At 61.5% G+C, this 22230-nt stretch carries 24 protein-coding genes; 13 read left to right on the plus strand and 11 right to left on the minus strand.

Annotated features, from left to right (window positions below):
* From GTW23_RS20985 to GTW23_RS21015, 7 genes are all read right to left on the minus strand, one after another.
* Positions 1-1074, minus strand: coding sequence for a Gfo/Idh/MocA family protein (locus GTW23_RS20985; protein WP_252917368.1), 1074 nt, complete (start codon positions 1072-1074; stop codon positions 1-3).
* Between the two features lie 230 nt (positions 1075-1304).
* Positions 1305-1634: an L-rhamnose mutarotase gene (locus GTW23_RS20990; RefSeq protein ID WP_252917369.1), complete on the minus strand. Its 330-nt coding sequence runs from the start codon at positions 1632-1634 to the stop codon at positions 1305-1307.
* A gap of 3 nt (positions 1635-1637) precedes the next feature.
* A complete protein-coding gene (locus GTW23_RS20995; RefSeq protein ID WP_252917370.1) occupies positions 1638-2759 on the minus strand; it encodes a mandelate racemase/muconate lactonizing enzyme family protein in 1122 nt (373 codons plus the stop codon).
* A 4-nt stretch (positions 2760-2763) separates the two neighbouring features.
* Positions 2764-3861, minus strand: coding sequence for an ABC transporter ATP-binding protein (locus GTW23_RS21000; RefSeq protein WP_252917371.1), 1098 nt, complete (start codon positions 3859-3861; stop codon positions 2764-2766).
* Between the two features lie 2 nt (positions 3862-3863).
* Entirely contained in the window at positions 3864-4730 is an 867-nt protein-coding gene (locus tag GTW23_RS21005) for a carbohydrate ABC transporter permease (RefSeq protein ID WP_252917372.1), read from the minus strand.
* A 2-nt stretch (positions 4731-4732) separates the two neighbouring features.
* A complete protein-coding gene (locus tag GTW23_RS21010; RefSeq protein ID WP_252917373.1) occupies positions 4733-5629 on the minus strand; it encodes a carbohydrate ABC transporter permease in 897 nt (298 codons plus the stop codon).
* A gap of 113 nt (positions 5630-5742) precedes the next feature.
* Complete coding sequence (locus tag GTW23_RS21015) at positions 5743-7059, minus strand: ABC transporter substrate-binding protein (protein WP_252917374.1); 1317 nt, start codon at positions 7057-7059, stop codon at positions 5743-5745.
* 166 nt (positions 7060-7225) lie between these two features.
* On the opposite strand from GTW23_RS21015, the gene GTW23_RS21020 reads away from it, so the two are divergent.
* Together GTW23_RS21020 and GTW23_RS21025 are read left to right on the plus strand one after the other, a co-directional pair.
* Entirely contained in the window at positions 7226-8008 is a 783-nt protein-coding gene (locus GTW23_RS21020) for an IclR family transcriptional regulator (RefSeq protein WP_152010043.1), read from the plus strand.
* 86 nt (positions 8009-8094) lie between these two features.
* The gene (locus tag GTW23_RS21025; protein ID WP_252917375.1) at positions 8095-8931 is read left to right on the plus strand and encodes an amidohydrolase family protein; all 837 of its coding nucleotides are present in this window, start codon (positions 8095-8097) and stop codon (positions 8929-8931) included.
* 11 nt (positions 8932-8942) lie between these two features.
* Here GTW23_RS21025 and GTW23_RS21030 read toward each other — a convergent pair whose 3' ends face one another.
* Complete coding sequence (locus tag GTW23_RS21030; protein ID WP_252917376.1) at positions 8943-10103, minus strand: CaiB/BaiF CoA transferase family protein; 1161 nt, start codon at positions 10101-10103, stop codon at positions 8943-8945.
* Positions 10100-10660, minus strand: coding sequence for a MaoC family dehydratase (locus tag GTW23_RS21035; protein WP_252917377.1), 561 nt, complete (start codon positions 10658-10660; stop codon positions 10100-10102). The genes GTW23_RS21030 and GTW23_RS21035 overlap by 4 nt, the downstream gene beginning before the upstream one ends.
* Positions 10661-10902: 242 nt before the next feature.
* Here GTW23_RS21035 and GTW23_RS21040 point away from each other — a divergent pair, with 242 nt between their 5' ends.
* Positions 10903-11673 carry a MipA/OmpV family protein gene (locus GTW23_RS21040; protein ID WP_252917378.1) on the plus strand — a complete coding sequence of 257 codons (771 nt, stop codon included), beginning with the start codon at positions 10903-10905 and terminating at the stop codon, positions 11671-11673.
* 91 nt (positions 11674-11764) lie between these two features.
* Here the strand turns inward: GTW23_RS21040 and GTW23_RS21045 are convergent, their stop codons facing one another.
* Positions 11765-12013 (minus strand): hypothetical protein, encoded by a 249-nt coding sequence (locus GTW23_RS21045; protein ID WP_152010048.1) that lies wholly within the window; start codon positions 12011-12013, stop codon positions 11765-11767.
* 303 nt (positions 12014-12316) lie between these two features.
* Between GTW23_RS21045 and GTW23_RS21050 the strand changes: the two genes are divergently transcribed.
* The 5 genes from GTW23_RS21050 to GTW23_RS21070 are packed head-to-tail and all read left to right on the plus strand — an operon-like array spanning position 12317 to position 16716.
* On the plus strand, positions 12317-13162 hold the full coding sequence (locus tag GTW23_RS21050) for a phytanoyl-CoA dioxygenase family protein (protein WP_193217334.1): 846 nt from the start codon (positions 12317-12319) through the stop codon (positions 13160-13162).
* Positions 13159-14307, plus strand: a complete 1149-nt coding sequence (locus GTW23_RS21055) for a class I SAM-dependent methyltransferase (RefSeq protein WP_252917379.1) — start codon at positions 13159-13161, stop codon at positions 14305-14307. Before GTW23_RS21050 ends, GTW23_RS21055 begins: the two co-directional genes overlap by 4 nt.
* Before the next feature lie 25 nt (positions 14308-14332).
* The gene (locus GTW23_RS21060) at positions 14333-15058 is read left to right on the plus strand and encodes a class I SAM-dependent methyltransferase (RefSeq protein WP_152010052.1); all 726 of its coding nucleotides are present in this window, start codon (positions 14333-14335) and stop codon (positions 15056-15058) included.
* Positions 15051-16049 (plus strand): ATP-grasp domain-containing protein, encoded by a 999-nt coding sequence (locus GTW23_RS21065; protein WP_252917380.1) that lies wholly within the window; start codon positions 15051-15053, stop codon positions 16047-16049. Before GTW23_RS21060 ends, GTW23_RS21065 begins: the two co-directional genes overlap by 8 nt.
* Positions 16030-16716 (plus strand): metallophosphoesterase family protein, encoded by a 687-nt coding sequence (locus GTW23_RS21070; RefSeq protein ID WP_252917381.1) that lies wholly within the window; start codon positions 16030-16032, stop codon positions 16714-16716. The genes GTW23_RS21065 and GTW23_RS21070 overlap by 20 nt, the downstream gene beginning before the upstream one ends.
* 12 nt (positions 16717-16728) lie before the next feature.
* Here GTW23_RS21070 and GTW23_RS21075 read toward each other — a convergent pair whose 3' ends face one another.
* The gene (locus tag GTW23_RS21075) at positions 16729-17163 is read right to left on the minus strand and encodes an Lrp/AsnC family transcriptional regulator (protein WP_152011612.1); all 435 of its coding nucleotides are present in this window, start codon (positions 17161-17163) and stop codon (positions 16729-16731) included.
* A gap of 248 nt (positions 17164-17411) precedes the next feature.
* On the opposite strand from GTW23_RS21075, the gene rocF reads away from it, so the two are divergent.
* The 5 genes from rocF (at position 17412) to alc (ending at position 22146) form a co-directional block, all read left to right on the plus strand.
* Positions 17412-18335, plus strand: coding sequence for an arginase (gene rocF / locus GTW23_RS21080; RefSeq protein WP_252917382.1), 924 nt, complete (start codon positions 17412-17414; stop codon positions 18333-18335).
* Between the two features lie 39 nt (positions 18336-18374).
* Positions 18375-19427 carry an ornithine cyclodeaminase gene (locus GTW23_RS21085; protein ID WP_252917383.1) on the plus strand — a complete coding sequence of 351 codons (1053 nt, stop codon included), beginning with the start codon at positions 18375-18377 and terminating at the stop codon, positions 19425-19427.
* A 67-nt stretch (positions 19428-19494) separates the two neighbouring features.
* Entirely contained in the window at positions 19495-19977 is a 483-nt protein-coding gene (locus GTW23_RS21090) for a YaiI/YqxD family protein (protein ID WP_252917384.1), read from the plus strand.
* 139 nt (positions 19978-20116) lie between these two features.
* Positions 20117-21052: a LysR family transcriptional regulator gene (locus tag GTW23_RS21095; protein WP_252917385.1), complete on the plus strand. Its 936-nt coding sequence runs from the start codon at positions 20117-20119 to the stop codon at positions 21050-21052.
* Positions 21053-21135: 83 nt separating this feature from the next.
* Positions 21136-22146, plus strand: a complete 1011-nt coding sequence (gene alc / locus GTW23_RS21100; protein ID WP_252917386.1) for an allantoicase — start codon at positions 21136-21138, stop codon at positions 22144-22146.
* Positions 22147-22230: the final 84 nt, after the last annotated feature.

The following is a 22230-nucleotide window of genomic DNA, read 5'->3' on the forward strand; positions in this document are numbered from 1 at the left end:
TCAGGGTCTCTCTTGCAGCGGAGTCGCAGGCGTTGCGGATGACTGGTAGGCCGCCTCGACCAGTGCCATGGTGTTCCAGGCATCCTCGACGGAGCTTATGAGTTCGGCATCTTCTCCGGCGGCGAAGCGCTGCAGATTGGCCATGCGGCCGACGAAGGCATCGGGGAACCACGAACCTTTCAGCGGCACGGCTATCCACTCGTCGGCGCCTTCGGGCCGGACTTCGAGTATGTCGGGTTCGCCGCGGGGGTAGTCGAGATTGACGCCCAATTGCAGATAGGCCGCGCCCTTGGTGCCGCAAATCCGGAATTCGCAGGCCTGGTGCCTGCGGCCGAAATCATGATCGTGGTTGATCGACAGCGCGCACCGCACCCTGTCACCGTAATCGAGAATGGCGCTGGTGCGGGTCTGGGCGACATCATGGCTGGGGTGGCCGATGGATTTGGCGTGAACGCCATCCGGGTCGCCGAGCAATTGCCGGATCAGGTCGAGATAATGGATCGAGTGCATGGCGATCTCGATGCGGGGCAGGCCCTTGAGGAACGGCCACAATTGCCAGGGCGTCGCCAGTGCCAGCCAGGCGTCGAAATCGACGACCTCGCCGAGCCAGCCCTTAGCGATGGCGTCTTTCAATGCCAGCATCATCGGGGCAAAGCGCAGCTGGAAATTGACTGCGGCGCTGAGCTTCTTCTCGCGGCAGATCCGAAGGATCTCGGTCGCAGCCGGGAGGTCGCTGCCCATCGGTTTCTGGATCAGCACGGCGGCGCCATCGGGCAGCATGCGCAGGACACCGGCATGAACGTTGGGCGGCGTTGCGAGATCGAACACCGCGCCAGGAACCGCAGCCGCTTCTTCCGCCGAAGCATAGGCCGTGATGCCCCACTCGGCCGCGAGCTTCTGCGCCTTTTCCGTATCGGGATCATAGAGGCCCGCAACCGGAAAACCCGCCTTGCGGTAGGCCGGAAAATGCGCGTCACCGACGATGGAGCCCGCGCCGAAAGTGACGATCGGACGAGGGTTGGATGGCGCGGGCCAGGACTGCTGCAGGATGGCGGGGTCGAAGCTGTCAGACATGACGGAACTCCACGGCTGAACTGCTCCTACAACGCCCCCTCACCAACTTCGGCCAAGGGCTCGCCTTGCTCGCCCGGCCTTCGTATCCTCTCCCACAAGGGGAGAGGTCGGCCGAATGACGATCGCGCCACTCTGCCTCTCCCCTCGTGGGAGAGGATAGCAAGCCCGCATGAGACGCAGTCGAATGCCTGGGCACGCTTGGTGAGGGGGAAGGACCGTCGACAAAACTCTCAGTCATGATGGAACACCTCCTCCATCATCGCCCACCATTCCCCGTCCTTGCGTGTCTCCAACGGCGTCTGGCAGGGCATGCAGACATCCCACCACTCCTGCGTTTTCGGGTCGGCCGCCATCTTGGCCGCGTCGGCCTCGAAATCGGTGCCGTGATATTCCCAGTAGCCGAACAGCAGGTTCTCCGGCTCTTTGAGGAAGATCGAATAGTTGCGGATATGGCACTTTGAAATCATGTCGAGGATTTCGGGCCAGACCGCCGCGTGCAGGCGCTTGTACTCGGCGATGTTCTCCGGTTTCAGAGCTATGACCATTCCCATTCGCTGCATGGTTCAATCCCCGCTTTGTGTGATCACGGTGATAAATTCGGCGATGCTCCTGCCGCGCACCGCGTCCCAGTCCCAGTCGATGCCGATGCCCGGTTCGGATGGCGCATAGGCATGCCCGTTCTCGATGCGCATGCGACTTCCGGTCAGCTCATCAAGCTGCGGAATGTATTCGACATATTTGCCGTTCGGCACCGCGCAGGTAAGGCTGACATGCAGTTCCATCAGGAAATGCGGGCAGACCGGAATGTCAAAGGCCTCGGCGGCGTGTGCAACCTTCAGCCAGGGCGTGATGCCGCCGATGCGGCCGACATCGACCTGTACGATCGAGCAGCCGCCCTTCTGCATGTATTCGCGGAAATGGCGGATCGAATAGAGCGATTCCCCGACTGCGATGGGCGTTGAGGTCGAACGCGACAGGCGGACATGGCCATCGATGTCATCGGCAGGCAGCGGTTCCTCGAACCAGGCCAGATCCAGCTCGCGTAGGCGGTCGGCCCGGCGGATTGCCTCATCGATGGCAAAACCCTGGTTGCAATCGGTCATGATCTCGTAGCCATCGCCGACGGCGGCGCGGACAGCGGAAAGCCGGGCATGGTCTTCAGATCCGTGCGGTCGTCCGACCTTGACCTTGGAGCCGAGGAAGCCTTTCGCCTTGGCCTCGACGGCATCCTCGACAAGGGCTTGCGTTTCGATGTGCAGCCAGCCGCCCTCGGTGGTGTAGAGCGGGCATTTTTCCTTTGCGCCTCCCGCCAGCTTCCACAGCGGCAGGCCCTGCTTGCGCGCACGCAGATCCCACAGCGCGGTGTCGATGGCGGCAAGTGCAATCGCGGTGATGGCGCCGATGGTTGTGGCGTGGGTGGCGAATTCGAGATCGTGCCAGATCGCCTCGATCATGTCGGCATCGCGGCCGATCAGCCGCGGCGCCAGATGGTCGGCGATAAGGCGCATCACCGACGAGCCACCGGTGCCGATGGTGTAACTGTAACCGGTGCCGGTGGCGCCGTCTGAATCGGTGATGGTGACGATCGGGGTTTCCTGGCTGACGAAGCTCTGGATCGCATCGGTGCGCTTGACCTTGGGCACCAGGTCGACCATCCGCAGTTCGACTTTTTCGATACGGGCCATCAACCTAGCCCCTCAGACTTTTTTCGGATTGCGCATCAAACAAATGCGACTGGCTGAGATCGAAGCTCAGTTCCACCTTGTCGCCCGACCTCAGCGTCTTCGGATTGAGCATACGCGAAATCCAGTCCTGGCCGGCGAACTCGGCAAAGACCAGCGTCTCGTTGCCGAGCGGTTCGGTCAGCGACACCGGCACTTCGACGGCGTGGACTTCCGCCGCCTCGCCTGAATGAATGCCGTGGCCGGTCGGGTAGAGGTCATCGGGCCTGAGGCCGAAGATTACCTTCTGGCCGGCGGTCACGCGGTCGCGGAACTGCGCGGGCAGAGGCAGGGTGTCGCCATTGCCAAAGATCAGCTTGCTATCGCCGACAACCGCGTCATGCAGGTTCATGGTCGGCGAGCCGATGAAACCGGCGACAAAGCGTGTGGCGGGCCGGCGGAATACCTCTTCCGGCGGTCCGACCTGCTCGATATGGCCGTCGCGCATGATGACGATCCGGTCGGCCAGTGTCATCGCCTCGACCTGGTCGTGGGTGACGTAGATCACAGTCGACTGGACCTTGGCGTGCAGCTTCTTGATCTCGGTGCGCATCTGCATCCTGAGCTTGGCGTCGAGGTTGGATAGCGGTTCGTCGAACAGGAAGACATCCGGGTGGCGGACGATGGCGCGGCCCATGGCGACGCGCTGGCGCTGGCCGCCGGAAAGCTGCGACGGGCGGCGGTCGAGCAATTCCTCAAGTCCCAGGGTTTTCGCGGCATCGGCAACCGCGCTGGCGATCACGTCCTGCGACCGGCCGGCGATCTTCAATGAGAAGCCCATGTTCTCGGCCACGGTCATGTGTGGGTAGAGTGCGTAGGACTGGAACACCATCGAGATATTGCGCTGGCGCGGCGGCAGGTTGTTGACCTCGCGGTCGCCGATATGAATGTGGCCGCCGCTGATGGCCTCAAGCCCGGCAATCATCCTGAGCGTGGTCGACTTGCCGCAGCCCGACGGGCCGACAAGAGCGACGAACTCGCGGTCGGCGACATCGAGATTGATGGCATGGACAACCTCGAGGCTGCCATACTTCTTGACGAGGTTCTTGAGCGAAACGGTGGCCATGACTATCCCTTGACGGCGCCGGAGGTCAGGCCGGACACGAGGTGTTTCTGGACAATGAAGGTGAGGGTCAGCGCCGGGATGATCATCACCACGGCGAGCGCGCACATGCCGCGCCAGTCGATGGTGAACTCGGCGGTGTAATCGAGCAGGCCGACCGGCAGCGTCTTGGAATTGGTCGACCGCGTCAGCTGCGAGGCCAGTGCGAACTCGTTCCAGGAGATCAGGAAGGCGAAGATGCCGGCCGAGGCGATGCCGGACCGGGCGAGCGGAAACTCGACCTGCCAGAACGCCTGCCAGCGGGTGCAGCCGTCGATCTGGGCGGCCTCGGCGAGATCGCGCGGCACCTGGCGGAAGAAGCCGTCGATCAACCAGACCGTGAACGGCACGTTGAGCGCGACATAGGCGATGATCAGGCCGAAATGGGTGTCGATGATGCCGAGCTTGGCATAGACGAAGAACAATGGCAGCGACAGGGCGATGCCCGGTACGGTGCGGGTCAGCATGAAGCCGAGGAAAATCGCGGTCTTGCCGCGAAACTGGTAGCGCGCAAACGCATATCCGCCGGCCATCCCGATGGCGAGTGCGATCACGGTCGAGGTCACCGAGATGATGATCGAATTGCGGAAATAGTCGAGCACCGGGATGCCACCCTGGCCGACGCCGGAGAACATCGCGACATAGGCGTCGAACGACAGGCTCTGCGGGATCCAGACCGGCGGCTTGGCCATGATCTCGACGGTGGGCCGGAGCGAGGACAGCACGATCCACAAGCCCGGCAGGCAGATGATCGCCATGGCGATGAACAGGCCGACAAGATGACCGATCTTGAGCGCCTGCTGCTTGAGACGGTTGGTCTGGTTCTCGTTCATGACTACCACTCCGCCCCGATCTGCTGGCGGGCCTTGGCGAGCTGCCGGAAGAACATGACCGTGAACAAGATAGACAGGAAAATCGCGACATAGGCCATCGCGTTGGCGAGCCCCATCCGCGCGTCCGAATAGGCGGTGCGCGAAATCAGCGTCCAGAGGATCTCGGTGCGTTTGGCCGGGCCGCCGTCGGTCATGATCTTGACGATGTCATAGGCCCGGGCAATGTCGAGCGAGCGGATGGTCATGGCGATGAAGGCGAACGGCATGATGAAAGGCCAGGTGACATAGCGGAAACTCTGCAGCGGCGTGCAGCCATCGACCTTGGCTGCTTCCAGCGGCTCCTTCGGCATCGCCATCAGGCCAGCCAGAATGAAGATCGCGAACACCGATGTGGAGGACCAGACCTCGGCGATCAGGATCGAGGTGAAGGCAAGCTTGCCGTCAATCAGCCAGGGGATCGCCTGATCGGTAAGACCCAGCGATTGCAGCGCGTTGTTCACAAGCCCGATATTGTCATTGAACATGAATTTGAACTGGAAGCCGACCAGGATCGGCGAAAACATCATCGGAAACATCATGATGGTGCGCAGCAGGCGCTGCCCGCGCGTGGCCTTTTCGACAAGCAGCGCCAGAAATAGACCCAGCACCATTTCCAGGTTGAGCGCGATGGTCAGAAGCAGCACCGTGCGTCCGAATGCCGCCCAGAACTCCATGTCGGCAAACAGCCGCTGGTAGTTGCGGAACCCGATGAAGGTGTAAATCGTATCCGGCCGGGTCAGCCGGAACGGCGTGAAACTCGAATAGAGTGACAGCAACAGCGGCACCACCACAACAGCCGCAAGCACGACAAAGGCGGGCAAAAGCAGCAGAACATGCGGCGCAGGCTTCCAGCCTCTCATCGTATCCTCGCATCACTTCGATTTGTGTAAGGTATCACGCGTCCGGCAGGCCGACACGATCCTGGTGGCGGAAAAGGGCGCGGAGCGGCCGCGCCCTTTCCGGGAGGAGGCTGTTACAGCTCTCCGGCATCCTCGAGAATGGCCGTGGCCTTGTCGGCGGCGGCATCGAGGGCTTCCTGGCTTGTCTTGTCGCCAAGAATGGCGGCCTGCAGTTCAGGATAGACCGCGTTGGAGATCTCGATCCAGGACGGCGACTGGGGGACCGGATAGGCGCCATTGGCCGCTTCCTGGAAGGCTTCGAGCACTTCCTTGCGATAGGCATCGTCCTTGGCCTCTTCGATCACCCAGGTCCAGACCGCATCGCGGGTCGGCAGCGGGCCGGCTCCGGCTTCAAGCTTCTGGCTGTCCTCGTTGGTGAGGAACCAGACCAGGGATGCCGCGGCTTCCTTGTTCTCGCAGCTTTCGGTGACGGAGAAACCGTGATGACCGGACCAGCCGGTGCGTGCGCCCGACGAGCCCTTGGGCGGCGCCACGACGCCGACATTGCCCGCCACCTTGGATGCGCCCGGATCGTTGAAGAACCCGGCCCAGCCCGGCCAGTCAAGGTTGAGTGCGACGGTGCCCGAAGCGAAACCCTGGCCGAGGTCGTCCCAGAGATAGTTGGTGGTGCCGGCCGGAACCGCCTTGGCCTTGTAGAGTTCGACGAACCAGTTCAGAGCCCGCACGCCGGCCTCCGAATTGATCGCCGGCTTGCCGTCGGCGTCGAGATATTCACCGCCCTCGGCGCGCAGCATTTCGTAGAAGCGGCCGTTGATCGCCTCTTCCTTGCCGGCATATTGCGTGCCGTAGAAATCCGGCGGATTGGCGAAGAATTCGGCCTGGTCTGTGACCTGCTCCCAGGTGTCCGGCGGGGTCAGATCGTAGCCGTATTTTTCCTTGAATTTCGCCTTGTTGTCTTCGTCAGCATACAGGCTCTTCTGGTAATACATGGCGGAGACGTCGAACTGGGCGCGCGGCAGCATGACCAGTTTTCCATCCAGTGTGGATGCGCCGATATTGGCGTCGACGAAGGCGTCGATTTCCGACGCCGGCAGAAGTGCTGCCAGGTCGGTGTAGATGCCGGAATACTGCGGCGCGAAGGACGAGTGGTTCGAGCCGACGCACCAGTTGATCGCGCCGACAGCGATGTCGGACTTGATTTCCTTGTCGAGCTCGAAGTGGTTCTTCTTCGAAATGACATTGACGGTCGCGCCGGTGGCGTTCTCCCATTCGCTGATGCGCGAATAGAGGTTCTCATACTGCTGACCGCCGATAAGCTTGGCATCGATGGTCACGCCTTCGAACTTGCCGGGCAATTCCTGGGCAAGTGCAGTTCCGCCGACCATCAATAGGACAGCGCCGGCCGATACGCCGGTCAATAGCTTGTTCATGAGCCTCCTCCCGAGACGTTTAAACTTTGGGGCTTCCCCCTCGACCCCTCACTGATGAGAGGTTCATTCATATACAAACATCATCTTCACCAGCGGTCAAGGCATTGTTTCGTTGTTATCTGAAACAATTCTGCGTATATGAATTGGACAATTCATGGAGAAACAAATGGATACGGAAGATGACCGCTACCGGGCGCCGGCGCTCGACAAGGGGCTCGACATTCTCGAGCTGCTGGCCGAAATCGACGGCGGGCTCACCCAGGCGGAGATCGCCAAGCGGCTGGGCCGAAGCCCGAACGAGTTCTACCGCATGCTCGACCGGCTGGTGCGCCGCGGCTATGTCACGCGGCTTGACGGCGACCGGTATTCGCTGACGCTGAAACTCTTCGGCCTGGCGCAGCTGCATGTCCCGGTGCGCCGGCTCGTGTCCTATGCCACCCCGTTCATGCGCGAGCTTGCCGAGGAAACCCGGCAGGCCAACCAGCTCGCCGTCTTCGACCGCGGCTCCGTCGTGGTGGTGGCGCAGCAGGAGGCGCCCGGCTACTGGGGCATCTCTATCCGTGTCGGGTCCCACATCAGCCTTTACGACACCGGCTCGGGCCATGTTCTGCTCGCCTTCCGTTCCCAGGACGAGCGGCTGATGATGATCAACGAGTACTCCGCCAGCGGCGAGCATCCGACGTTGGAAAACGAGTTCTTCGAGCGTCTCGACCAGATCCGGGAGCGCGGCTACGAGATCATGCCGAGCGCCCAGACCGCCGGCGTGTTCAACCTGTCGGCTCCGGTACTCGGCCCCGATGGGCGTGCCATTGCGGCGTTGACTATCCCCTATATCAGCCTGGTCAACGTGCCCCAGGCTCCCGAGATGGCCGAAACCGAGGCAATGCTGACGAGGACCTCACGGCAGCTGTCAAAACTGGCCGGAGCAGATTTCGAACTGCCAAGCTAATTCTTATTTGAATAATCTATTTCCCTATGGGAGCATGTCTTTTCTGGCCGGACAGGGCAAGCCAACGCATTCGAGGAGGAAACCGGATGATCATCGACACCCATCTGCACGTCGTCGACCCCTGGACGCTCGACTATCCCTGGCTGGCGACAGTGCCGGCGCTGAACCAGGCCTGGCCCTATGCGGCCTATGAGCTGGAGGCCCGCCGCGCCGGCATCTCGCGCACACTGCACATGGAGGTCGATGTCGCGCCGGAGCGGATCGAGGACGAAACCAATTATATCGACACGCTTGCGCACCGTCCCGACAGCCTGATCGCCGGCGCGATCGCCTCCTGCCGGCCGGAAGAGCCGGAGTTCGCGGCCTATCTCGACCGCCAGCGCCGCAACCCGCTGGTCAAGGGCTTCCGACGGGTGCTGCACGTGATGCCGGATGAAGTGTCCGAACAGCCGTTGTTCAGGGACAACATCAAGCGCATGTCCGGCTCCGGCCTGACCTTCGATCTGTGCATGCTGCCGCACCAGTTGCCCAACGCAATGGCGCTGGCGGATCTGGCGCCCGACGTCACCTTCATCCTCGACCATTGCGGCGTTCCCGACATCAAGGGCGACGCCCGTCAGCCGTGGCGCGACCACATCACCGAGCTTGCCAGACGCCCCAACGTGGTTGCCAAGATCTCCGGCGTTGTCGCCTATGCCGATCCCGACACCTGGATCGCCGACACGTTGCGGCCCTGGGTCGAGCACACGATTTCGAGCTTCGGTTGGGACCGGGTGGTCTGGGGCAGCGACTGGCCGGTCTGCACGCTCGGCGGCGGGCTTCTGGCCTGGGTCGCGGCAACCCATGCGCTGATCGACGGTGCCAGCGCGGAGGAGAAGCAGAAACTGCTTTCCGGCAACGCCCAGCGCATCTGGAGTCTCTGAAAGCTGTCCGTCTAAAGCCCTAATTCAGCCCTGATCGCCGCGCTGTGTTCGCCGACACGGGGCGCCGCGCGGGTCGATTTCGGCCGCTGCCCGTTGACGCGGATCGGCGAGCGGGTGGTCAGGATCGAGACATTGTCGTCGCGCTCGACCCGCTGCAGCATGTCGAGCACCTCGAAGCCCTCGCTCTGCATCAGGTCGTCCCAGTCAAGCACGCGGGAGCACCAGATGTCGGCCGGCTCCAGGATTGCCAGCCATTCATCGACCGTTTTCGCCCTGATCCTGTCGGCAATCAGGCGCTTAATCTCGTCGCGGGCGGTGAACCAGGATTTCGGATCGGTGGCATAGGGCGCCAGTGCATCGAGTTGCAGCAACTCCTGAAGCCGCGGGATCGGCGTCATGGCGATAGCCAGAAAGCCGTCACTGGCTTCGTAGACACCGTAGGGTGCGGAGAGATAGGCGTGGGCGCTGCGAAAGCCGGAGCGTTTGGGCATGCGCCGCCCGTCGTTGAGATAGGTGGTGAGAACCTCGAACTGGAAATCGACCAGCACTTCGAGCAGGCTGGTTTCGACATGGCTGCCGCGGCCGGAAATGCCGCGCTTGACCAGCGCCGCGAGGATGCCTTGCGCCGTGGCAGCGCCGGCGAGCATGTCGCCCACGGCAAGCCCCATCGGCACCGGGCCGTCGCCATCATTGCCGCTCAGCCACATCACGCCAGAGCGGGCCTGGGCGAGAAGATCCTGCCCCGGCCGTTTGACCCAGGGCCCCTCCTCGCCATAGCCGCTGATCGACGCGTAGACGATTTTCGGGTTTATGGCGCGGACGGTCTCGTAGTCGAGCCCGAGCCGTTCGATCACACCGGGACGGAAATTCTGCACCAGCACGTCGACCTTGCCGATCAGGGCGCGCAGCACCTCGAGGTCGGCCTCGTTCTTGAGATCGATGGCCAGGCTTTCCTTGCCGCGGTTGATGGCGTGAAAAATCGTCGAATCGCCGCCGATCTCGGTGTCGCTGAGATAGAGCGAACGCGAGAGGTCGCCGGCTTCCGGGCGTTCGATCTTGATGACGCGGGCGCCGAGGTCCTGAAGCCGCAATGTTGCATAGGGGCCGGACAGGAACTGGCTCATGTCGAGAATGACGAGGCCATCCAGGGGCAGGTCGGTATCTGTTGTCATGATGTCTTTTCGGTGCTGCCGGCGAAATCCGCCGGGTTTTTGTACTTCACGGTCTGGAGATGCTCGCAGTAGAGAACCAGTTCGCCCTCACCCTTGAACACTTCGTAGCTGGCGCGGATCAGCCCCATGTCCGGGTAGCGCGGTTTCTTGTCGAGGTTGCTGCGCACGGTGTAGATGGTCTCGCCGATGAACACCGGCTTGATGAAGCGCAGCTTGTCATAGCCATAGGAAAACGCGTTGACGCAATTGGTCGCGACCAGGCCGAGCCCGGCGGAAAAGACGAAGGCGCCGGCAACTAGGCGGCGGCCGAACATGCCTTCGCTCTCGGCAAACATCTGATCCTGCACGTAAGGATGGATGTCGACCACGAGCGAGTTGAACATGTGGCTTTCGCCCTCGGCGATGGTCCGGCGCAGCGACCGGATCCGGTGGCCAGGCTGCCAGTCCTCATAAAACCAGTTCTCGGCGTTCCAGACCGGCAGCTCCGCATGCTCCTGGGGCATGTTGCGCGGATGCGTGCTGGCAATGCCCACCGTGGGCTCGAACGAAGATCCCATGACTCCTCCCAAATTCCTATTTGAATAATATATTCACATATGGATTAGACTGACAAGGGGCTGGAATTGAAGCGCTGCGACTGATCCGGGTGGAGCCTTTTGGCGTAGGTTGGGATGGAATACGGCGGCAGGCGTCGGGCGATCGCGAAACGGGACGGTATCTATGCCGGAATGCGGGGTTGTTAACTCTCGCCGACTATGCTGACTGATAATCTAAAAAGTAACTCGTCGGGAATCGACCAATGATCAGAAAACTTCGCTTCGCCGCTGCCCCGCTTGTCGCACTTGCAGTCATTGCACCCCAGGCACAGGCGCAGGATGCCAGCGGACCGGGCATCTCCTTCGAACTGGGAGCGGCAGGCAAACTGACGCCGCGCTATTTTGGCGCCAGCAAGCTGGTGCTTTCACCGGTTCCGCTGTTCCGCCTCAAGCGTCTGGAATTTCCCAACGGGTTTGCAATCGGCGGCGGTTCCGACGAAGGCTTTTCGCTGAGCCCGTCAATCGACGTGATCGGCAAGCGTTCGACCAAGGATTCGCCTGAACTGACCGGTCTCAACACGATCAACACCGCGGTCGAACTGGGAGTGGCTGCCAAGTACCAGATGGGCAATTTCCGGGTGCTGGGCGCCGTCAGGCAGGGGCTCGGGGGACACAAGGGTGTGCGCGCCGAACTGGGCGCCGACCTTATCGTCAAGCCCGATGAGCAGTGGACGTTCCACGGCGGTCCGCGCCTGAACTTCGGCAACTCGAAGTTCACCAACACCTATTTCGGCGTCACCGCCGCGGAAGCGTCGGCACTCTACCCGGCCACGACAGCATCGGGCGGCCTGTACAGCGCAGGTTTGGAAGCGGGTGTGCGGTTCCAGGTTGATGACTACTGGGCCGTGGAAGCAAGTGCAGGCTGGTCGCGGCTGACCGGCGACGCGGCAAGGTCACCGATCACCGCTCAGGGCTCGAAAAACCAGTACAGCGCCTCCTTTGGCGTCGTCCGCCGTTTCGATATCGGCTTTTGAGATCATGCCGGTCTCGTTCAGGGACCGGCAGATCACCTGACAGGTCGTGCAATAACCGCTGCATCCGGATCCCGATCAACGGCATGGCATATTAGAGAGTTGCCCCGCCGCCATCCTCGGGCGAAACCGGATCTGCAGACAACCGTGCGAGCGCTTCATCAAGATGTTTGAGATCGTCTCCAACATCATCGTCACCGACCATCGCACTCTCGGTTGCAGCACGCATTTCGGCCCGGGCCGCTTCGCGCATACGCTCAAGCCGGTCGATCTTTTCGGCATTTCCCAAATCCGGATCTTCGAGAATGGTCCTGATATCCGCCTTGACGTCCTGATGGGGCATGGCACTGATCCTTTCACTGACAGTGGATCTTATGATTAACGGATTGCTCCGCCTGTCGGGCCAACGCGGCAGCATCCGCATGGTTCCGGCCGATTTTACACACTTGACCCAAGGCACGGCGCAGACTGCGTCCGATTGCTACGCGCAAGTCTTGCGCGGTAATCATTTCGAAAAGACGTTATGATTCGGGATCGAACCCTGCTGCGCTCTGAACCTCGTATGGCTCCGCAGCAGAGCAATGCCAGACATGTAGTCAAGCTGACGCATTGCCGTTTGGGTCCCTCAGACAAACAGCGAGTCGACATGATACTCAGTCCCGATGACCATGATTTTTTCAAAAGCGAAGGGTATCTGCTGATCAAGGGGTTTCATGATCACAGTTCTGAGATCATGCCCATCCAGCGTGACATTCACGAGATCATCGGCCTTGTCGCGCAACGGCACGGGATCAAGCTGCCGGAGCGTGCGTTCACCCCCGAAAGTTTCGATGAGGACTATTACACCCTGCTGGCCGAAGACCGCCGCTATGCCAGCGAGGTCTACGATCTCACCAAGCAGATCCCGTCATTCCTTCGCCTGATCTCGAACGAACGCTCGGAAGCCCTGTTCCGCGAACTGCGCCAGACTGAACATGCAGGGATTGGTGCCGCTTCCTACGGCATCCGGATCGACAATCCGAACGAGGACAAGTTCCGCTCGCACTGGCATCAGGAATTCCTGTTCCAGCCGCAAAGCATTGACGGCATCGTCTTCTGGACGCCGCTCACGCCGGTACGCGCCGACATGGGACCAGTGATCATTCTTCCCAAGTCGCACAAGGACGGCCTTTGTACCTACAGCAAGGCCACCACCTATGCGAACAAGCAGGGCGCCTATCAGATCGGCATTCACGACGAGGATGCGGTGGTCTCCCGCTATGAGCATATCGCGCCGCTGACTGAACCGGGCGACCTGCTGCTGATGGATTTCCTGACCATCCACGGGTCGGGCGAAAACCGCTCGAAACGTTCCAGATGGTCGATTCAGAGCCGATTCTTCAACTACCGGGATCCGGTCGGCATGAAGCTTGGCTGGAAAGCCTCGATCACCACCGGCACCGAGGTGGAAAAGCTTTTCCCGGAAAATTTTGTCAGCAGCGAGCAGCCATGATGCTTTGCAACGTCTGTCACACCGAACTGGCGGATCCGGTTTACCGCGGAGGCGCAAACACCTCGATCACCACCATGAACAAGGTGGTGTCGGGGCAGACGCGAATATTCCATTGCCGGACCTGCGATCACGTCCAGACCGAGGAACTGCCGGATCTCGCGCGCTATTATGCCGAGGAGTATTCCATCAATGAAGATGGCGTGGATGACGACCAGCTGTACGAGATAAGAGACGGCAGGGAGATCTACCGCTCCGAGCATCAGGCAGCAGTTCTGCTGTCCAAGATCGACCTGCACAACAATCCCAAGGTTCTCGATTATGGCTGCGCGAAGGGGGCAACCCTGAGGCGGGTTGTCGAGGCCAACCAGTCGGTCGAGCCTTACCTGTTCGACGTCACCGACAAGTATCAGCGCTACTGGCGCGACTTCCCAAAGCCGGCGCGTTGGGCCTCGCACACTCCCGATCCGGCATGGTCGGGCACGCTGGACGTGGTGCTTTCGTTCTACGCGCTCGAACACATTCCCCATCTCGGCAGCGTCCTTGGGGACGTCAGGGCGCTGCTGCGTCCGGGCGGGCTGTTCTATTTCATCGTGCCCAACCTCTACGCCAACTGGGCCGACTTCATCGTGGCCGACCACGTCAACCATTTCAGCCGCGGCTCCCTTGCCATGATGCTGGCGAGAGCAGGTTTCGACGATATTGAAATCGATGACAGCTCCCATGCGTCAGCCTTCGTCGTCAGTTGCCGCAGGGCCGAGACTGCTCCCCAGGCGATTTGGGGTGCTCCGGCATCGAGCGAGGCTGTCGAGGAACTGGCGAGGTTCTGGTCCACCGCAAGGCAACGCATCAGCGAGCAGGAGGGCGGAGTGGCGCCAGATGCGAGATTCGCGATCTATGGCGCCGGCATCTATGGCAATTTCATTCTTTCGTGTCTTGCCAACCCGGACCGGGTTGCCTGTTTTCTGGATCAGAACCGGTTTCTGCAAGGCAAGCAGTTGAACGGGGTCCCGATCGTTCACCCGGCCGATCTCCCCGACGATGTCGCCGCGGTTTTCGTCGGCCTGAATCCGCTCAATGCGCGACGGATCATCTCCTCCGTGGAGAGCCTGCAATCGCGCAGTGTTCCCTGTTACTTTCTGAATTGAGGCCTTGCTTCCGGAGTTGACGCCAATGGAAAATCTGGACGCCGTCGCGGACAAATATCTCGCCGAGCCAGCCGTGGAGATCGAGAACGATCTGATCATGAACTGGTATCCGGAACGGATCGCCAACCGCACAGGCCATGTCGGCTCTGTTCTGGAACTTGGCCTGGGACATGGCTACACGGTTCCCTATTTCGTCAAGATGGCCGACCATCACGAGGTTGTCGAAGGGTCACAAAGGGTCATCGATCATTTCCGCGCCAAGAATGCCTGGTACCAGGGCCGGCTCGTCCAGGACTATTTCGAGACCTACACGCCCGACCGCCTGTTCGATGTGATCGTCATGGGTTTCGTGCTCGAACATGTCGATGATCCGAAACTGCTGCTTGAACGCTACCGGTCGTTTCTCGCCCCCGGTGGCAAGATCTATGTCGCCGTGCCCAACGCCAAATCGCTCAACCGCAGGCTCGGGCTGGAGATGGGCATGATCGACAACATCTACGATCTCAACGCCACCGATCACCAGTTGGGCCACAAGCGCAACTACTGCCGCGACAGCTTGCGCACCGATGTCGAGGCAGCGGGCTATCGCACGACCCTTGAAGAGGGCATCTATCTCAAGCCGCTGCCATTGGGGGTCCTGAAAACGCTCGACGACATGGACGCCAATCTGCAGGCGATGCTGAAGGTCGGCGTCGATTTTCCCGATCTCTGCGTGGCGTTGCTGTTTGAGCTTGAGGCCACAGGTGGCTGAGCATTCGCCGGATCGCCATACCATCGCGGTGACCGGTGTCGGCGCGCTGATCGGCCAGGGCATCGCCCGGTCGCTGCGTCCGGCAGGCCGGGCCCGGATCGTCGGCATTGACCGACGCATCACGCCTTTCTCGCAGAGCTTCTGTGACATCTGCTTACAGAAGCCCGAGGCAGACGAGGCTTCCGAAGCCTATCTCGATTTCTGGCGAAACCTGGTACGCACTCACTCCGTCGACCTGATCCTGCCCGGGCTCAGCGTCGACATGGAATTCTTCAACACACATCGTGCAGCCTTTGACGAGATGGGCGTGCCGGTTGCCCTGAACCGGGCGGAACTGATCGAGCTGTGCGCCGACAAGTTCGATTTCTACACCACCTACCGAGCGGCCGGCTTTCCGGCCATTCCATCGGCAAGGCCGGAAAGCTGGGTAAGCGCGGTGTCGGAACTCGGACCGGCTCCGCTGCTGCTCAAACCGCGTCGCGGCGAAGGATCGTCCGGTATTGTAAAGCTTCACGATGAAGTGGACTTCGCGTACTGGACCCGGCGCAACGGCGACAACTGGCTGCTGCAGACAATCATCGGGACAGATGCCGACGAATACACCGTGGGGCTCTACGGGCTGGGCGATGGCACCTACGCCGGACCGATCATCATGCGCCGGCGGCTGACGCGCTCGGGGCACACCGGCGAAACGGAGGTCATGGATCACCCGGCCATCGCCGAGCTGACCGGCAGGATCGCTCGCCATTTCAAACCCGTCGGGCCGACAAATCTGCAGTTCCGGGTTCAGGACGACATACCGTACCTGCTCGAAATCAATCCCCGGTTTTCAAGCAGTTGCTCGCTCCGTGCCGCCTTCGGCTTTGTCGAGGCAGAAATGTGCATCGACGATCTGCTGGAAGGCAGACGTCCGGGTGTCCCGCACATTCGCCGCGGAACCGCACTTCGCTACAACGAGGATTTCATCGCACATGTTGGCGATACTCTCTGATATCCACGCCAATCTGGCAGCCCTCGAAGCGGTGCTTGAGGATGCGCGGGCGCGCGGCTGCGATGACTTCATCTGCCTTGGCGACGTCATCGGCTACAATGCGGAGCCCGAGGAGTGCTGTCAGCTGCTGATGCAAAACGGGATTCCCAACATTCTGGGCAATCATGACAGCTACATCACCACCGGCGAAAACTGCACGCGGTCCCAGGTGGTGGCCTCGATCATCGATGATCACCGCAGCCGGCTTTCTCCCGAAAGCATCGCCTGGCTCGCCCGTTCATCGTCTTACATACGCAACGGAGACATCCTGATGGTCCACGGCGGACCGGACGATCCGCTCGACCAGTACATCCGGGAGATCGATGCAACGATGTTTCCCGATGGGGTGAACGTGATGTTTGCCGGGCATACCCATGTCCAGTTTTCCCACCGCTTCGGAGAAAAGCTGTTCTGCAATCCAGGCTCCGTCGGCCAGCCGCGCGACGGTGACCCGCGTGCCGCCTATGCGATCTGGCATGAGCGAACACTGAGCCTGCACCGCGTGGAGTACGATATCGACCGGACGATCTCGGTCATGCAGGCACGCGGTTATGAGCCGTTTCTTGCCCGCGGCTTGCCGATCGGCGCCCAGATCAACGGCAGGGTGGATACGATCCTGGTCCGTTGACGGGCAGATCGGTCATGCCCGTTTCAGGGCCCGGCGGGTCGACAGCAGCAGGTTGGTCTCGCTTGAGGTGATGCCCTCGAATCTGCGGATGCGGACCAGCGTGTCGTCGAGCTCCTGAAGCGTGTCGGCCGCCAGTTCGACAATCAGGTCCCAGCGGCCATTGGTCGAATGCACCGCCTGAACCGCCGGCATGCCCTGCAAATGGGCAATGATCCGTTCCGTTCCCCTGCCCTCAATCCCGATCATGGTCAGCCCCCTGACCGGCGCCGCGGTCACGTCGGCGCGGGTGAGCACGGTGAAGCCTGCGATCTCGCCGCTGGCAACCAGCCGTTCGATGCGGCTGCGAACCGTGGCGCGGGCCAGTTTCAGCTTCGCCGCGAGATCCGAAATCGACGCCCGCCCATCGCGCCTGAGCGCCGCAATCAGGCGAATGTCGATATCATCCAGTGTTGACATGCTCACCTGCCGATCTGATCAATGATGTTTTCGTTTTGAGAATACCTGATGCCTCGTTCTTGGCAAAGAGGGAAACATTTCGTTGCCAAGGCGGTATCACGCCCGATTTCACCTTACGATCCTTACCAAAATGGCAAACCTGACTGACACAAACAGTGTTTTGGTGCCCGGAACGGGCAAACTTTCCATTTCAAACGCCAGCCGCCTCTGCGACGGATCATCCGAACAGAGGACATCCGATGAACCAGCATTGTATTTTGGTCGGCGCGCCCGTCGACAGCGGTCAATCCAATCCAGGCTGCCTGATGGGTCCGGCGTCCTACCGCGTGGCGGGCCTTGCCGGAACGCTTTCCGAACTCGGTTGCAGCGTCGAGGACCGCGGCGATGTCGCACCACGAGTGTCTGAAGCAGGGACCTGTACCAATGCAGCGGTGCATCACCTGGGCGAAACGGTTTCCTGGACGCAGGCGCTGGCTGATGCGGCAGAGCATTCAATGGCGGCCGGGTTACCGATCTTTCTGGGCGGCGACCACAGCCTTTCGCTTGGTACGGTCGCCGGGGTGGCGGCCCATGCCAGAAAGCACGCAAGGCCATTGTTCGTGTTGTGGCTCGATGCCCACAGCGATTTCCACACGCCGATGACCACCCGCTCGGGCAACCTGCACGGCACGCCGGTTGCCTATCTCGCCGGACTTGCAGACTTCGAGAATTTTCCGCCGTTCCCGGACCCGGTCCCGGCCGACCGGATCTGCCTGTTCGGAATCCGCTCGGTCGATCCCGACGAGCGCACGGCGTTGCGCCGTCACGGCATCACGCCGGTCGACATGCGCGAGCTCGACGAGCGCGGCTTCGTCGCGCCGCTCAGCGCATTTCTCGATCAGGTGCGGGCTGCCGACGGGCTTTTGCACGTCTCGCTCGATGTCGATTTCCTCGATCCGTCGATCGCGCCGGCCGTCGGCACCACCGTGCCCGGCGGGGCGACCTTCCGCGAAGCACATCTGGTCATGGAGATGCTGCACGAATCGGGCCTCGTCAGTTCACTCGACCTGGTTGAGCTCAATCCGTTCCTCGACGAGCGCGGCCGCACCGCGCGGCTGATGGTCGATCTCACCGCCAGCCTGATGGGGCGGACGGTTTTCGACCGCGTCAACCGAAGCCTCTGATTTAGGCACCCATCCCTCTTTCCAATACCGGAGACGACAATGACCCCTCCTTCGCACCTGGCCTATGTGCCCTTCATCAGCGTCGAGAACATGATGCGGCTCATTCACTCGATCGGCATCGAGACAATGCTGAGAGAACTGGCGGACGCCATCGAGCACGACTTCACCCGCTGGCCATTGTTCGACAAGACGCCGCGGGTCGGCAGTCACTCCGAAGTGGGTGTGATCGAGCTGATGCCGACATCGGACGGCGATCTCTACGGCTTCAAATATGTTAACGGCCACCCGTCCAACACCAAGCAGGGGCTGCAGACGGTGACCGCTTTCGGGCTGCTGGCGCAGGTCTCCTCGGGCTATCCGGTGCTGCTCTCGGAGATGACCGTTCTGACGGCGCTCAGGACGGCGGCGACCTCGGCGATGGCGGCGCGGCACCTGGCGCCGAAGGGTGCGAAGGTAATGGCGGTGATCGGCAATGGCGCCCAGTCCGAATTCCAGGCACTGGCTTTCAAGGCGGTGGTCGGCATCGAGGAAGTCCGGCTTTACGACATCGACGCGGCGGCGACCGCCAAATGCGCCCGCAACCTCGCCGGCTCCGGACTGAAGGTGACCCCCTGCCAGTCCTCCCAGGAGGCGATGGAAGGCGCGCAGATCGTCACCACCTGCACTGCCGATAAGCAGTACGCCACCATCCTGACCGACAACATGATCGGCGACGGCATCCATATCAACGCGATTGGCGGCGATTGCCCGGGCAAGACCGAGTTGCACAGGGACATCCTGCTGCGCTCCGATATCTTTGTCGAATATCCGCCCCAGACACGGATCGAGGGCGAGATCCAGCAAATGCCCGAGGATTACCCGGTAACCGAGCTGTGGCAGGTGATCAACGGAGAGGTTCAAGGCCGCACATCGGCTTCGCAGATCACGCTGTTTGACGGCGTCGGCTTTGCCATCGAGGATTTCTCGGCGCTGAAATATGTCTACCAGCGGGCCCTGAAGACCGACCACTTCCAGCAGCTCGACATGATCGCCGACCCGGACGATCCGCGCGACCTGTTCGGCATGTTGCACCGCGCCGGCGATGCAGCCTGACAGGCAAGGCTGGAGCAGGTTGCGGCACCTGCCTTGGCGAAAGCGGTGACAAGGGGTATGGACGGGCATGACCAGTCCTGACCCCGAAACCCCGCCGATCCGCCTGCTTGTCGATGCCGATGCCTGCCCGGTGCGCGAGGAGTGCGTTCGGGTGGCGCTGCGCCACGATATCAAGGTGACCTTCGTGTCCAACAGCTACTTCCGGATCGAGACCGATCCGCTGGTGGAACGCGAGATCGTGCCAGGCAATTTCGACGCTGCTGACGACCGTATCGTCGAGCATGTGACGAAGCGGGCCGTGGTGGTGACCGCAGACATCCTGCTGGCGGAGCGCTGCCTGAAGGCCGAGGCGGCGGCGGTGATGAGCCACACCGGCAAGCCCTTCACCAATGATTCCATCGGCATGGCCGTGGCGACACGATCGATCATGGCGGACCTGAGAGCCGGCGGCGCAAAGGTGGGCGGGCCGGCGCCGTTTTCCAGGCAGGACCGGTCGCGTTTTCTCTCGGCGCTCGATCTGGCCCTGGTGCGGTTGAAGCGGCACGGCTGAGCGCGCGTCCGGAACTGGTGATTTTCGCCCCAGCCATTTTCGCCCCAGACAAGACAATCGGTCCGGCTTTCCATTTCTTCTGGACAATCGTCTCCGTGCGGGCTCAATTGATGCGAACGGCTTACCGGGGATAGATTTCATGGCCTATGTGGACATGCTCAAGACATTTGTGCGCGTTTACGAACTGGGCAGCATGTCGGCTGCCGCGCGCGATCTGCGGGTTTCGGCGGCGGTCTCCTCGAGCCGGATTTCAGACCTTGAGAAAAGCCTTGGCGTACGGCTGTTCAACCGCACCACCCGCAGCCTGCGCGCCACCGCGCATGGCGAATTGTTCTACAAGGGCGCGATCAAGATCCTCGACACGATCCGCGAGGTCGAAGGCGGCATTGCCGAAATTACCGCCCAGCCAAAGGGGACACTTTTCATCTCGGCGCCGCTGGCGCTCGGCAAGAAACTGGTGGCGCCGCTAATTCCGGCCTTCAAGGCGGAGTACCCCGACATCAATGTCCGGCTCCGATTGTCAGACCGCAAGGTGGATATTGCGCAGGAGGGCCTCGACGCCGCCTTCGTGCTCGGGCCGCTTCCCGATTCGGATCTCAGGGTGCGGGCGATCCACGACTTCGAACGCCTGCTGGTTGCCTCGCCGGCCTATGTCGAAACGCACGGCATGCCGGAAAGCGGCGACGAGATAATGGCGAGCAAGCACAAGTGCCTGCTGCTGCGCTATCCCGGCGCAACCGAGTTCTACTGGAACCTGCTGGTCGACGGCGAAGTGCGCGCCTACCATCCCGAAGGGTCGCTCGAAAGCGATGACGGCGACGTGCTGACGGCCTGGGCGCTGGCCGATTGTGGCATCGCCAGCAAGACCCGTTACGACGTCGCCGCCGATCTTGACGCCGGCCGCCTGGTGCAGGTGGCCAAATCCACCCCGCAGACGCCGCAACCCTTCTCCTGCCTGTACCCGCACAAGCGGCTGCAGGACCCGAAGGTCAAGCTGTTCATCGATCACGTCATCAAGGGAATCCGGGCCGAGATAGACCGGGCCGCGGCTTCAACATCTTCAGGAAAAATTTGAAACCGAACTGCATTTTCTTTGCATACTATAGGTTTTGAAGTCCGGCTGGAGTCGACCGGATGCATTCGTCCAGGAGACACATGATGAGTGAGCACATGCCGTCGCAGCTTCCGGGTTTCGCGCGAAATTCGGTCAACCTCGCATCCGCGGGCCTTGGCGCGAAGGGCATCTTTGTCACCGACGAGTTCTTCGCCCCGCTCGAGCGCATGCTCAGCGATCAGCCAGCCGTGTTCATCGAAGACAAGTATGACGACAACGGCAAGTGGATGGATGGCTGGGAAAGCCGCCGCAAGCGGGTGCTGGGCCATGATTTCGCAATCATCCGGCTGGCGGTCGCCGGACGCATCGATGGCTTCGATGTCGACACCTCGCACTTTACCGGCAACTATCCGCCGGCTGCCCGCATCGAGGCCTGCAATGTGGCGGACGATCCGGATGAGAGCACCGAGTGGACCGAAGTCCTGCCGACCTCGCCGCTGGGACCGAGCGCCCACCATTATCTCGGGTCCAACTCTTCGGAGATCTTCACCCATGTCAGGCTGCACATCTATCCCGATGGCGGTGTGGCGCGGCTCAGGGTCTTCGGCCAGCCGTTCCTCGACCGGTCGCGGGTCGGTAACGGAGACATCGAACTGTCGTCGGCGCTGAATGGCGGCCGTATCGTCGGGTTCTCGGACGCCCATTACGGTTCTTACCACCGGCTGCTCGCACCGGGGCGCGGCGAGAACATGGGCGACGGCTGGGAGACAAGCCGCAGGCGGGTTCCGGGCAATGAATGGATCGTGATCGCGCTGGGGGCGCGGGGCGTTCTGTCCGGCGCGATTGTCGACACCGCCTACTTCAAGGGCAATTTTCCCGACATGTGCTCGATCCAGGCCGCGGACATGAGCGAATTCGGCACCGATGCGGGCGATGCCATCATCACCGCGTCGATGTTCTGGCCGGAACTGATCGGGCAGCAGAAGCTCTCGGCGGATCATGTCCATGATCTTTCCGCCGATATTCGCGACATCGGGCCCGTCACTCACGTGCGGCTCAACATCTTCCCGGACGGTGGGGTCAGCCGCCTGAAACTGACAGGACGTCTCGCCTGAGCGCGATGACGGCAGGATAACAGCATGCACATTTCTTTGTGGAGGCAGCAACCGGGACATCGATAAGCGGAACACAGATCGTTC

Origin of the sequence: Parahoeflea alexandrii (assembly GCF_024105735.1) — a bacterium.
GTDB classification, from domain to species: domain Bacteria; phylum Pseudomonadota; class Alphaproteobacteria; order Rhizobiales; family Rhizobiaceae; genus Hoeflea; species Hoeflea alexandrii.